General features: G+C 45.2%; 7 protein-coding genes and 1 pseudogene. All 8 read right to left on the minus strand.

The annotated features are described in order from the left end of the window. Complete coding sequence (locus ABZD21_RS01660; RefSeq protein WP_372772498.1) at positions 1-372, minus strand: alpha-L-fucosidase C-terminal domain-containing protein; 372 nt, start codon at positions 370-372, stop codon at positions 1-3. Continuing rightward, positions 355-1,389: pseudogene (locus ABZD21_RS01665) on the minus strand (alpha-L-fucosidase); the annotation flags it as partial. The pseudogene ABZD21_RS01665 and the gene ABZD21_RS01660, both read right to left, overlap by 18 nt. A gap of 141 nt (positions 1,390-1,530) precedes the next feature. Further along, positions 1,531-4,275: a right-handed parallel beta-helix repeat-containing protein gene (locus ABZD21_RS01670; RefSeq protein ID WP_372772395.1), complete on the minus strand. Its 2,745-nt coding sequence runs from the start codon at positions 4,273-4,275 to the stop codon at positions 1,531-1,533. Positions 4,276-4,338: 63 nt separating this feature from the next. Continuing rightward, positions 4,339-5,634, minus strand: a complete 1,296-nt coding sequence (locus ABZD21_RS01675; RefSeq protein ID WP_372772397.1) for a glycoside hydrolase family 117 protein — start codon at positions 5,632-5,634, stop codon at positions 4,339-4,341. Positions 5,635-5,687: 53 nt separating this feature from the next. Next, entirely contained in the window at positions 5,688-8,105 is a 2,418-nt protein-coding gene (locus ABZD21_RS01680; protein WP_372772398.1) for a T9SS type A sorting domain-containing protein, read from the minus strand. 118 nt (positions 8,106-8,223) lie between these two features. Next, positions 8,224-9,468 (minus strand): PQQ-binding-like beta-propeller repeat protein, encoded by a 1,245-nt coding sequence (locus tag ABZD21_RS01685; RefSeq protein ID WP_372772400.1) that lies wholly within the window; start codon positions 9,466-9,468, stop codon positions 8,224-8,226. A gap of 135 nt (positions 9,469-9,603) precedes the next feature. Further along, positions 9,604-11,598 carry a right-handed parallel beta-helix repeat-containing protein gene (locus ABZD21_RS01690; RefSeq protein WP_372772401.1) on the minus strand — a complete coding sequence of 665 codons (1,995 nt, stop codon included), beginning with the start codon at positions 11,596-11,598 and terminating at the stop codon, positions 9,604-9,606. A 166-nt stretch (positions 11,599-11,764) separates the two neighbouring features. After that, positions 11,765-14,437 (minus strand): glycoside hydrolase family 2 TIM barrel-domain containing protein, encoded by a 2,673-nt coding sequence (locus ABZD21_RS01695; protein WP_372772402.1) that lies wholly within the window; start codon positions 14,435-14,437, stop codon positions 11,765-11,767. Positions 14,438-14,444: the final 7 nt, after the last annotated feature.

Below are 14,444 nucleotides of genomic sequence, written 5' to 3' on the forward strand. Positions count from 1 at the left end.
TTATCGATTAATTTTAAACACAAAGGCATACTCACAAGGTTTAGCCTTAGGAAGTTGGATTTCTAAAGCAGATTTGTTTTGTTCCCATTCAAGCGTATCGCTGTGACCAATAAGCTCCACCGATTTAATTTTCACATTATAGAGCGTTGAACTGAGGGATTTAATGGGTAGAATACCCGTTTCGGGCCAACCCAAAGCAATTGCATACAATTGCCCGTCGCGGGTTGTGAAGCGGATGTCTTCATCGCCAAATCCATCAAACTTCTGGTCGGCCAAATGACCTGTAAGCGTTTTTGTAGAGCCCTCGCCGTAAATTAACCAGGGGCGACTTTCGTAAATGGCTTCGCCATTAAGTTTTAGCCATTTCCCCATTTCGCGTAAACGCTCTTTTTGTTCATCCGGAATAAAACCATCGGGATGAGGTGCCACATTAAGCAATAAACACCCGTTTTTACTTACAATATCCACCAGATCATCAACTAAACGGTTGGTGGTGTAAAGTTCAATGTTTGATGACCAGCTCCAGGTTTTTGGGGAGATGGAATTGTCGGTAAGCCATGGTTCGGGATATATTTCCGGCATGCGTGAACGTTCCAGGTCTACCGTCCCTGTTCCAAGCGGAAAATCAGGACGCTTGAAAGTCAGTACAAAGTCTTGTTTGTTTTTTGCCGCATGGTTGTATGCATAGGCCATCATTTCCTGGCGAACACTTTCGGAGAGTATTTTTATGCGGTTATCAAACCAGAGCAGATCTGGCGAATAACCGTCAACGACTTCTTTTACTTTTTCCAGCCAAACGCGCTCAAATTCTTTGCTTGGCATGGGATCAACCGCATAAAATCCTTCAGAGTCTTTCACTTTCCAGGCCGATTCGGGAAGGCTTTCGCCATAGAGTGAACCTGGTTCCGGATTGTAACAGTCGGTTCCTTCATTCCAAGTTGGAAACCATCCCCATAGCCATGAATGATGCAAGCTCACGACATATTTTAGTCCACGGGCACGGATGGCTTTTTCCATTTCGGCCACGACATCGCGCTTAGGGCCCATATCAACCGAATTCCATGGGTTTACCTCAGAATCCCACATGGAAAAACCATCGGCATGCTCACCGGCAGGACCGGCAAATTGTGCCCCTGCTTCAACAAAAAGATCGGCCCATTCATCCGCATTGAATTTTTCCGCCGTAAACATGGGAATAAAATCTTTGTATCCGAACTCATTCAAAGGGCCATAGGTTTCTAAGTGAAACTTGTGATTTGGGTGCCAACTGTTGTACATATTGGTACCATACCAATCGCTTTGTCCGGTTGCTTTTGGAACGGAATAAATCCCCCAGTGCGTGTAGATCCCGAATTTCGCATCCTGAAACCAGACAGGGCATTCGTATTGGGAAAGCGATTCTTAGGTCGGCTCAAAGTGTTTTTCGATCGTCGTTGTTTCGCTGTTGACTTGAGCTGTACAGCTACTTAGTATCGCTAATACGAAGGCAATAAATGTGTTTGTGATTGATTTGTTCATTGTGTGTTTTTTTTATTCAGTTTTCAGCAGTATCGAATTTCCCAAACGACCAACCGATACGATATAGGTTCCTGATGGCAGGCTTGACAAGTCTATCGATGATTGATTATTATCGAATTGAATTTTTTTCAGCAATACCAGACCACCATTGACCGAGTAAATGGAAACCGGGCATAAACCCAAATTCTCTCCTTCGGTCTGGATATAAACAATTCCGGAGGTCGGATTTGGATACACCTTGTACTCCGCCGCTTGAACGATATTGGTTGATGTAACCACGGTTGATACAATATTTGAAGTCAAGGTTTGGGTGTAAATATTTTCACTCCAACTTCCTCCCTTTGGACGAATTGCGGCCAAGAAAATATAATCATCCGCCACTGCTTGCGTTTGCGATGTTTTTACGGTAACCAACACTGTATCCTGGCCTGCAGGTACGGTAAGGCGTCCCTGGCTGAGATAAACATCAGCCGGAGTACGGAAGGAAACAACAATGTCGCGTTCTGAAAACACATTGTAGGCAATCTTCAGCATAAAAACCGTTGTTGTGTCCGAAAACTCTGCCGGAAAGTCAACATACTTTATCCATTCGGTGTCTGGAATAAAGTTGGTTCCCTCCTCTTTGTATTGAGGAATGGATAGCGTTGCGCCTGCATATAACACCCGGTTGCCGCCTTCCAACGCGCCACAATCAGGAGTTGCTGAACTGGTAATGCCATCCAAAACGGTTCCGGCACCAATTGCAGCTGAACCTGTTTTCAAGGTGAAATCACCATTCGCCGCATCCAAAAAGTTAATATCTGCATCCGAAAAATTGAAGGATGCATTCGTTTGGGGGTTGAATTGATATCCCCATTGAGCGCAATGGCTGGTATAGGTTTCGAAATCATCGGTTTCGATGCTGGCACCGGCCGGACTTGTTGCCCACGAAACCAGTCCGCCGGTGCTTGTAATTACCTGACTGTTATAGCTCATTCTGTAGCCCGGCCCATTCATGAAGATATTGTTGGCAAAATGGCCATTTTCGATTAGGCCCGTAGTGTCGGGTGGTACTATGCCTAGTTCCGCCCAGTTGCTAATCACAATGTTCCAGATGCCAATATTTTCATCGATATTCCAAATGGTGTTATTGTAGTAATTTACCGGTTCGTGCATCGCGTTGTACCTTGGCCCCAGGTATAAAAACTCACCTACTTTTTCAATATCATACGGGCCATCGTAAGCATTGTGTTTAATATTGTACACCAGGTTGTGATGCGCGGTGTAGTTTTCAACATCTTCCATGTAAAAGGCCGTTGCTTTCACCCGCATATAGTTCCCGCTCGATACCGGCACTCCTACAACATCATGTACTTTGTTATAAGCGATCACACTCCCTTTCAGGTCGATCGAGCCTATTTTACCTGTACTCGTCGCTTCTATTGGGCCAGCATCTTCTCCAATTTTCATCGCGCCATAAAAATCGCAATCCATGATGGTAACTTTGGCATCACCGCCATCGATCCTGATCTGGAACCTCCCGGCATCGCCGAAAGTACATTTGTTAATCTGGGTATCGTCGCTTTTACTGATATGGATTCCCGATGTAAAAATTCCGATCCATCCAAAATCTTCAATCCGGCAATTCTCGAAGGCGTTCTGCTGGCCGCCGCTAAGTGCAACCATGTTTCCCCACGAGTGCGCGATATGGCAATCTTTAAACGTATTATTGGAACTGTTATACAGGTATATTCCTTTTTTATCCGATTCACCTTGTCCGTAGCCGGTTGGAATCCAGAACGGATACAGGTACCGCATGGAACACCCCTCAATAGTTGCGCTGCTGGTATTTTGCATATCAACATTTCCGGCAATAAAGTTTATGCCTTTGATGGTGACACCCGAACTATTGCTCAATACTAAAACACGCTCGCGAACCTGTACTTCAATGCGGGTCGAATCCATGTTTTCACCCGATTTGGGCAAATAGTAAAGCGTTCCATTGTCGGCAAACCATTCACCGGGATAATCAATCAGGTTTTTATGCATCACAAATCCCCAGCTGAATTTGTGCTTAGTCGTTGTAATCGCATCATCACTTTTCCAATCGCCGTTGTTTAGTGGCGTAAACGAAACGCTGTTGCCCGAATTGGCCGTAATGGTTCCGAATACGTACTCGGCCATTTTTCCGGTAAGTGCGCGTGCAATCCCGCCTGTTAAGTCCACATCGGGCATAGTGGTTTCTTCCAAAGTGATGTAGCCCGTACCCGAAGAGCCGGCATCTTTTTTAACGTTACTTAAAAGTGCATATCCATTATCCATGTCCATGGGCTCCATCATATTACCCGAAACATTGTTGGGGTGCCGGGCCATCATCTGTGTTTCCCCATTGGCAAATAACTGGGTGAATGGCGTTTCGATGGACAAGCCTGAAATATCGGCTTCCATTACGCCCTCAGTCATTCCGGTCGATTTTGTCCAGTTCGTCACAATATTGGCTCCCGAAACCAATACATAGTCATTCTGATAGTTTACAAGCTTAAGATTGTTTTTGGTTACTGTAATCTTCTCTCGGTAAATCCCTTTGTGAATGACAATTGAATCGCCTTCTGAAGCTTGGCTTATGGCCTCGGTTATGCTGTAAATCTTTTCGGTTTCTTTGGATATGGCCGACTGTTCCCATGGAATTTCGAGCGAATACACATGGATTGTGTTTTGACTTTGGGCAACTACCGGAAGGAACAATAAAAGAAAAAAGAAATAGTTGATACGTTTCATTTTTAACAGGTCGTTAATGATATTCTAAGTTTCTTGAACCCAATTTGAGAAAAGGCGCCCATTCTAATTTTTGTTATTAGCTGTGCCTTTCAATGCGTTCGTTTGTTGCCGAATCCGCTCCGTCTGTTTGGCGTTTAGCCTGTGTGTGTAGTGAAACTCGGGGCTATAGTTGTAGTGATGCTCTTTCATGTCGGGATCATCCACATCCTGACTCAGATCGCAATCAAAGCGCACGAGAATGGTGTGGTTCCACTTGCCATCGGCATTAATAATGTGCGAAATGCCCCAGGTGATGCCACGTCCGTCTTTGGTATCGGTAAAGGCGTCGGGCACAAAAGGCCCCGCAGCAACAGGAAGAAGTTCGGTGATGGATGCGATTTCGAAGTTCACCCAATCTTTAGCATACTGGATGGTGTTATGCTCCTGTCCGTCGCGCTGAACGATGGCCGCAACCCCTTCGCGGAAGGGAAACAAAGTAGTTTCATGCCCTGAATTGATGACCGGGTTGAGCGGGTGTTTCACGAATGGCCCAAGCGGATCTTCTGCAATCGCCAGTCCCTGCATCCGAATTTTTGAAGGCTTCAACTCTTCGCGTTTGTCAAAATCGCCTTTGTAGTATAGGTAGATTTTACCATCGTGTACCAACGGATAGGGATCGTGAATGGAATATTGATCCCATGAACCTTCGGGGCCGTTGGGGATGACGATTTTACCCGTGTGATGCCAGGGGCCATCTGGTGAATCGGCCCATGCAACCGAAACCGGACAGAAATCGCCGCGCAGGCCGCTGGCCTCCATAAATGCCTGAAAATATAAATAGTATTTTCCATTGAATTTCAATATATCCGTAGTGGTTACCGAACGCCATCCCGGTTCTGGTTTGGGCGGACGAGGCACGGCAATACCTTGTTCTTCCCATGTGAAACCATCTTCGCTGGTGGCATACCAAATGTCAGACAAGTCCCAGTCGGCCGATGGGATGACATCAGTAGCCTCTTTTGCACGAGCCATTCCAACAGGACGTACCGGCGATTTGCGGCCGGTATACCAAACGTAGTATTTTCCGTTTTCGAAAATCACTTTCGAGGGATCGCGACGGGTGATGGTACCATCTCCCCCATTGTAGTCAAATCCCTTCAACCCGGTATATTTAAACTGCGAGTACAGTTCTGTCTGTTCGGGTCGAATGGCTTCGTAAGCATCATAATTGCGTTCAACTGCCGCGCTTAACGGTCTATTCGGCTTTTCAGCTGGAATTAAAAATGGGAATTCATCCTGCGTTACTGATTCTGATTTTTGGTTTTGTTGGCAGGACGCGACTAACAGACTTGCTCCCAACAAATATAAAAATGTCTTCATAGCTTATTTTGTGGTTAAGTTTTATTGATTTATTTCTTTCGCCTGATCAGTCGTTAGTTGACCAAGATTTTGTCTGTCAATATCCTATTCCCAGATTCAATGGACAGAAAATATAGGCCTTTTTGAAACCCTGCAACATCGATTGTAACCAAGCCCTCCTGCCCCGCCAATGCACTGGAATACATTAGTTTTCCGCCGACTGAATATACCTGCAACGATTTTAAGGGCTCTTTCACAGCACTGAAATCGACGGTTAATCTCGACGAAGCGGGGTTCGGATACACCTTTAAATCCCCTATTTCAAAATCGTTGATTCCAACAGTAGAACCGACCGGAACCAACTCCCACAAACTGTCATCTTCGGGATCCAGCTGTCCCTTGTTTTCGATTTTCGCAAACTCGAGCTCCATATATTGTCCAACCTGCACATTCCTCGATTTCCGCTCATTTCCTCCGGGTAAAATTTCATAATAGGTTGAACCGTCTATTTCATATTTCCGCAAGTACCAACGAGGTTTTTCGGCTTTTTCATTGAAAAAATCGGTTTGTTCAACAAATAGTTGCTCTTGTGTATCATTGTTGTAATCCCCCATGGTATAGCTCCGGTAAACTTCCATGTAGTTTTTTGTTCCCCTGTTTTTCAGGTAATAGAAATACGGATATTCAAACGTAAACTCCCATACATCCGAGCTGTCGGTTTTCGTTTCAGGGGAAAGTTCCAGCTTCGACTGACCGGAAACGGTGTGCAGGTATTCGCCGGTGAGTTTATTTCTAATCCGATAATACAACGAGTTGCTGACAATCGACTTTGGTGCTTCTGTGATAGTCGTTATTTGTATTTTATCTGAAGGATATTCAATCTCGATCGTTTCATCGCCGTCGAGCGCCTTGTAGGCAAAGACGCCATGTTTCCCGTTATCAAGCCCGGTGTTATTCCGGAACTGAATGTTGTTTGTTGGGAGATCATACTCGGCGAATTGGATCTCCTCTCCGTGATCATAGGTCAGATCAATGGTCTTATCATCCGTACTCTTGGCCCACGCTTCAGTAAAATCGTTATTCTCAAACACCAGATTATAAGGCGAATGGGAGGAGATAATCCATCCGTATTGGCCAATCCATTTGTTGTTGGTGATGGTGATGTCGTGGCACTGCTGAATTTCGCGGTCGATATTGATACCTCGGGCCGGAGTGATATGCTCAAAGGTATTGCCGTCAATCAGAAAATGGTGCCCGAATTCTTCAATATGGATCATATCCACATATAGACTATACCCTTTAAAATGGCAATTGGTCACATTTACATACGAACATTTCGACGAAATGCCCAGCCCGGTGCCATCCATCAAGCAGCTGTCGATAGTGCTATTGTTTTGATTCCAAACGACCGGATACTCAGTATTTCCGGCATCGAGTGAAATGGCGCGTACATTAAAGATACCCTCAGCATTGAAATCCGGCTGGAAAAAACATTTTTTCATTGAGAAAAAGGGTGCCGAGTCAATGCTTTCACTTCTGTTCAAATAGTATCCTCCTCCGGTAAAATTGATGAAGGAAACGTTGGTAAAATCGACATTGGCTCCATTTCCGCCAAAACACTGTACCTGGCCATTTCTGAACACCACATTCTTAAAACTGATTCCGCTGTAGTAGAGCCCTCCATCCGTTGCATGAGAAACACGTGTAAACACGTATCCGGTTGATTCATCAGCACTTAATTCGATATTGGCCACCGTTACATTTCCCGACTGAATTTTAAGACTATTCAGGTTTTTAAAAACGGTACCTACTTCATAGGCTCCCATTCTTTCCGAAGTAATGGTTACAGGCATTTTTCCGGAAATACAGACTGCCTTAGATACGTTAAAAGAAGCGCCTTCAAAATCATAATCCACACTATTAAACAACAGGGTATCACCCATTTCCATGGCTGACAGGGCCGTATTGATTTTACTCACCAGGCTTGTCCCGCTTGCTGATTCATACACTTCATCAAAGTCAACAAGGGTTTGGTGCGGGGCAGGTAGGTCGGTAACCGTGAGATAGAGATTGGCAAAAATGCTGTTGTCGGTGTACGCCGCCCTGACCTGAACAAACTGCGAATTATCGGGATTATTGCCCAACATATAATCAGCTGGAACGACCAAAAAAGTATCCAAAATGCCGGTGAGGTCAGCGCTTTGATTGATGACCAACTCATGAGACAACAGCAACGTGTAAGGACTTTTTTGGTAAGTCAATAATTTAAGATGAACCGAAACGATGTTCTCGGCAGTGTAGGTTCCTTTAACAAAAAGAGTGTCTGTTCGGGCAATGCTTCCTACATTGTTTCCATGCACCGGATTGTCAGTGCCATTCACATTTTGCAGCGTTAGTACTTGTGCTGTGCCTACTGTTGCCAAACCCCAGAAAAAAAGAATAAATAGCACTGGCTTAACTAAAATGGGATGGATTTTAAATATTGTTTTCACTCGTATATTTTAAAATTAATGTGTTTTGAATCCCACACGGAATTCCAAGAGATTATATATTACCTGTTGTTGTAGTTTGTACCAGGCGACAATTTTCGCATAATTCCTTCCTTTTTTACTACATTTTAAGGGTGAAAACTTCCAACGCCTCGCCGTGGCGGATAAAGAGCTTGCCATTGTATATGGATGGGTGCGCCCAATGCGGGCCTTTCCCTGCTTCCATTTTAAAAACGCTCACGGGCTCAAATCCTTTTGGCGTGGGTTCTACCAGAGCCACGGTTCCGGTTTTGTCGATGTATGCGTACAACATTCCATCGGCAAAAATCACTGCCCCTTTGTTCTCATAGTCGGTGAGGTACATGATTTCTCCGGTGTTCCAGTCGGCACAAACCCATTTGCCTTTGGCATTGCTGTAAAAGTTCGACCCGTACAGGTAACCATCCACCAGCACCACCCCGTGATGATGGCAGTCGAAGGTCGGATTTACCCACTTTTCGCTTACCGATTTGCCATCGGCCGCCAGGGTTAACATCACCGATGGACAGTTGTAGCCGCTGGTGATGAAAATTTCGTTTTCCTTGTAGATGGGAGTATTGGTCATGTTGATACCGATTTCTTCCACCCCTTTTTCCACCGAATGTTTGAAGTAAGGATAGTGCCAAACCAGTTCGCCGTTTGCCGGATTCACTGAAATTAATTCTTTCGAGGTGAAAGCCAGAATCTGGCGGATGCCCTTGTGCTCGTACAAAACCGGAGCGGCATAAGAACGTTTTTGGTTCAGCGGCTGGCTTTGCCATACCAGCTCTCCAGTGTTTTTGTTGAAGGCCACCATCGTAGTTTTTGGGCCACCGGGAACGCTGATCACCAGATTGTCCACAATCAGCGGCGACTCGGCAAAACCGAATAAATGGTAATCGGCTGCAAACTGTTTGTCGACTTCCTGTGCCCAGATTTCGCCACCGGTTTTAGCATCGATACAAGCCAGTCGCCCTTGTCCGCTGATGACATACACCCGGTTGTTTTCGATGGTGGGTGTACATCGGCTGGCCGTGTACGATTTGGTCCAGGCTGCCCCGTAAGCGGTTTGCCAGAGTATTTTCCCACTTTGGTCGATGGCCGACAAATAATCGAGCGAATCGATTTTCCCGGTTACATAAATGAGGTTTTCGAATTCAACAGCAGAAGAATACCCATCGCCAATTCCTTCAATGGTGAGCAGTTTTGCAGGACCGGTTTCGCCCCACGATTTCAGCAAATCAGTTTCGGGGTAAATCCCGTCGCGATTTGGGCCACGCCATTGGGCTTGCTGAGCTTGAACGATCAGCATCCCCAAAGCGAAAAGTATTGTAATTGTAATTTTCATCTATTTCACTCCTTTAGGTTCTTATGGAATCAACATGCCGGCAATCAACAAACATTGATTTTCCCGAACAGGATATCCACTGATTTAGTTATGGTATGAAAGTACCTTCAAATCTGCTTTTTTACGGGGGAGTAATTATTCCTTTTGCAGGTGCATTTTCAGGGAAATGCCCGCCTTCAGATAATCGCTTCCTACTTTCCATGCAAATCCTTCCGGTTTCCAATAGACTCCGGGCACCCAGTATTCGCCGCCAACTTCGTAAGCTCCCAGGTCGGGAGCGCTGCCGTTGAACCCATCGGTAATTCCTTTCACCACAACTCCTTTGTCTATCAGCGGTGATCCGGCCATGGGGGCAAAGCGGTTTGCAGCATCTATGGAAAACGGAACTTCGGCAAACTGCTCGTTGTATTGGAAATCGTTGTCGGCCTCGTCGCCCATAAATTCTTTCTCGTCGACCCGGAATTTAGTTCCGTCTCCCGAATGCCACCAGGGACGAACATCCGAAATGTTGTTGTATAGCGTATTGTCTCTTACATTAAACCGTTCGTTATTTCTTACCGGCACCCAACTATCAATGACAGATTGCTCCGGGACACCCACATTCCAGAAAGTATTGTTGTAGATTTCATTTTTCAGGGCATTCCAGTTGAAATGGAGTCCGCCCCATTCTACGTCCCAAACTACATTGTGGTGCACAATGTAACCGGCTGCGTTATTGTCGAGGTAAATACCGGTCGCTTTTTTCCCGGCATGTTCGGCACCATAGGCATCGTGAAACCAGTTATGATGTAGCTCAACATTAACAGGAATGCTTCGTCCGGTGACGTAAAACAGTCCGCCATCGGCACCAGATATCAAACACTTTTGAACATGATTGTATCCGAATTCACTATCGTTACCAGTAACTTTAACACCATCGCGAGCCGAACCGTAAAAAGAATTTTTAAGAATTCTATTTCGTGCACCAGCACTGTTTAAAAGTTGAGCATGTATTCCGCTGGTATTAAAATATTGTACGATACAATTTTGCACCAGATTATCTTCCGATTCCTTGCTTAGATACAAGCCATTTATCGTCCCATTTTCCAATACGCATTTCTCGATCCGGTTATGATTGCCGGCAAGAACCTGTACAGCCGCATCATTGAGAGCTGCACCTTTCAAATTGGTAATTAATCTTTCGGCACCATGTTTTACCATGCAGTTGGTTATCTCATTGAAATTCCCTTTAATAGTGACCATGCCACCAAAAAAATTGAGTCTGTTCAATCGAATATGATCAGCCTTAATTTCGGCAGTCTGGCTGCGTGCTGAAACTTCCACCAGTTCGTTATTCGGATTTTTTCCTTCAGGAGCATAAAAATAAAGCTCCTTGTTTTTAGCATCGTAGAACCATTCGTTAGGAGCATCAAGAGCTTCCAATTTGTTCATCAGGTAAAAAATTCCACGATGGCTATTTTCAAATCGAAAGGGCGAATGCGTATCGCCAAAAGGCCAATGGTCGGGCAATGTGTCAAAATGAATCCGATTCAAATCTTTATTATAATCGGTAATGGTGCGTTCCCAACTGCATCCGCTATGAGCGCCGAGGTAATGAATGATTCCACCTGTCCAATCTATGTTTGGAATTTCGTTGTTACTTATGTACGACATCGACCAGGTTCCTTTCGTTTGATCTATGTACTTGGCATCCAACGAATACTCGTTGTTATCCGAGTCGTTTGGCCAACGGGCAATTTGCATCTTTTGTGAATTGCAAAAAACATTGTTTCCATCGCCCATGTCAAGCTTGATACCGCTTTTCTTATAGATATTTCCGGAGTGTTTTTGCCAGCCGGTAACTGGTTCGGTAGCCGAAACAATTACCACATCATTCTCGAAACCGGTGAATGTAATTGGTTTTGAGCTTGTACCAGAGTTCTTTGGCACAATGGTTTCGCGATAAGTTCCGGCGTGAATAAAGCAAATATCTCCTTTCTCCATGACATTTGCCGCTTGCGCGATGGTTTTGAACGGTTTGTCGGCCGAGCCATTGCCCGGGTTCAAAGCATTTCCGTTTACATGGTATTCCTTTCCGAACGCATTGAGCGAAATAAACAGGAATAGAAAAAACTGAGTTATTGATTTCATGGTATCGTGTTTTTAAAATTCAAACGTTAAGTCGATTTTGATTGGTTCGTCTACGTTGCCATAATAAGCTTTGTTTTTCCCTTGCGGCCCCGATTCTGTAGCCTCCATAAACTTGGTTCCCATGGCGGGGATGCTTTTCACAAACGAGATGTCGCCTTTGGGGAAATCAGTAACTGCTGCCCCCTTGCCCGGATCGGCTGGTTGTTGGGGGGGTGAGCATGCGCAAAAAAGTGAGGTCGGAATGGCAATACACCGTGAAGCCGTTGTTGTTTTTACCGTTCAGCTTCAGCCAGTTGATCCTCGAATAAAATCCTTTAAACTCGGGATAAACAAAACCCGAATCGCCCGTAACGGTGTTATTGTAGTCGTTTTCCCAAACCCTGAACTGAGTTCCCTTCATCCGGTTGCGCCACACACGATATGGCCCGTCACCCAGCCATTTCATGCCTTGTACCTCGTTTTCGGGGAATGAAAAAGTGATGCCCATGTAGCCTTCAACAATTTTCTGATTTTTCAATTCAACCTTCAGATCCAGCAAACCATCGGGATAAACGGTCCATGTGAAGAAATCCTGCGTCATCTCCGTATTGTCAGCCCAATCGTAGTACTTTTTGCTTTTCTTGAACAAGCCGGTTATTTCAACTTTTTGTTCGGTCGAAGATAGTTTGACCTCTTCCAAATTGGTTTTGTTGCCCAGGAAAACAGGTCCTTCGTGTAACGGAATCAACACCCCATTTTTCAATACTTCTTTTAAAAGTCCGGTTTTGGCAAAAAATTGATACGTCAGACTGCCTGCTTTTATCGTGATGGTTTCTTCTGATTTTTCAACCTTCAGGCTTCCCTCTTTACTGAAATTAATTTTGTCGCGATTGAGCTGTTCTGGCAATTTCACCGGGTAGCTCCAGGTGAAAATCTCCATCCCGTGTGGGTCGGTGGCCGTGAGGTAAAGTGCATCGGCTGTGCTCCAGTTGGCCGCTTTATCGACACTGAAATTGCCTTTCTCACCGGGAGCCAATGCTGGCAATTTCACCTGGCGTTTCTCCATCACGGTATAATCGGCAGAGCCATTTGGTCCATCGAACCGAACCCAGTTGGCGGTCATCGTGCATTCGTTCAGGTTGGTGAAATGGTAGCGGTTTTCAACTTGAAAAACACCGGAGAAATCACTTCGGACGTAGCGCACCGGAATGTGAACGGGCGACCAAATTTCCTTGATGGTGAAAAAACTCGCTTCCTTCTCGCCGTATGGGCCAACTATGCCATCAGCACCATGGTTTCCATCGGTGTCGATGATGCCACCTTTGTCGGTGCGCACCACCCCTTCATCGGCAAAATCCCATAGAAATCCGCCTGCTGCCAGTGGCATTTCCCACATCAGCTTCCAATAATCGTCCAAGCCGGCACCATGACCACCATCGTACAAACCGTGCAAAAACTCGGTGGGGAAATAGATTTTGTCTTTGCTGGGCGAGTCGAAGGCAAACTTATAATAATCCGGATAGTGCATGGTATTGGTCTTTCGGAACACATTCCATGGGTGAATGACTTCGCGCTGCTGGATGTCCCACCTGGCAAATTCGTCATCCAATTTAAGGTTCCAGCCGGTTTCGTTTCCGTTGGCCCAAAGCACAATCGACGGGTGGTTTACATCACGAACGATGAGCTCCTGAATCAGTTTTTTGCCAGCTTCGGTGTCGAGATAAGGCACATGCCAGGTGCAAAGTTCATCAATCACAAACAATCCGAGCGAATCGCAAACTTCCAGAAAGTGAGCATCGGGTGGATAATGGCTCATGCGCACGGCATTCATGTTCATCTCTTTCATCATTTTTACATGCTCTATGCTCAAAGCTTTGGAGGTGGTGCGGCCCGATTCAGGATGAAAAGAATGTCGGTTCACCCCTTTGAACTTTATCCTGGTATTGTTAACATAGATGCCATCACTCTCGCGGATCTCAACCGTGCGAAATCCAATGCGCTTAGAAATTTCGTGCAGCGTTTTGCCATTTTTATCAAGCAACTCAACCTGAAGTAGATATAAGTTTGGTTTTTCAGGATTCCAGGTTTTAATGCCCAAAGCCTTGGCCGAAAGGGAAATTTTACCTTCTGCTATCCGGATGTTATCCGTTTTCAGGTTTTGCAATTTGTTACCTTCCAAATCAGCCAGCGTTAGCTTAGCTGAAGCCGCGTTGGATGAAGAAATGAAAATATCGGTCTTGATATCGCCAGAAGCCTGTGCATCAATAGCAATGCGACTGATATGCTCTTTGGGCAAAACCTCCAGGTAAACCGGACGGTAAATTCCACCAAAAATCCAGTAATCGGCTCTGCGTTCGGCAGCATTGATAGATGAATTGCTTGACTCTTTGTTCACTTTCACTTCAAGCAGGTTTTCGGCTCCGAATTTGAGCAGTTTGGTGATGTTGTAGTTGAATTCGTAAAAAGCGCCCTGATGAATGGCTCCGGCAAGTTTTCCGTTGACTTTCACCTCGCAATCGGTCATCACCCCTTCAAACACGATTTTCACTTCCTTTTCTTTCCATGTGACCGGAACATGAAACTGGTGTTTATACAGCCCATATTCGTTTGAAATCTTTCCTCCGAACTTTTCATCGTGGCCATAGTTATAGTTCCCGAATCCCTGCAATTCCCAGCACGACGGGACGGCAATCTTTTTCCACTTCCCGCTTTGCATACCATCAGAACAGAAAAAATCCCATTGTACGATGTGGTCTTTATCGGTGCCCGAAAGGTAGTTTATGGTGGTCGTATTTTGGGCGATGACAACATTTGTCAGTCCGATAAGGATCATTAAAAAAGTTGCGATCAATGTTTTCATTCTTATA

It is taken from the genome of Mangrovibacterium sp. (assembly GCF_041596335.1).
Taxonomy (GTDB): domain Bacteria; phylum Bacteroidota; class Bacteroidia; order Bacteroidales; family Prolixibacteraceae; genus Mangrovibacterium.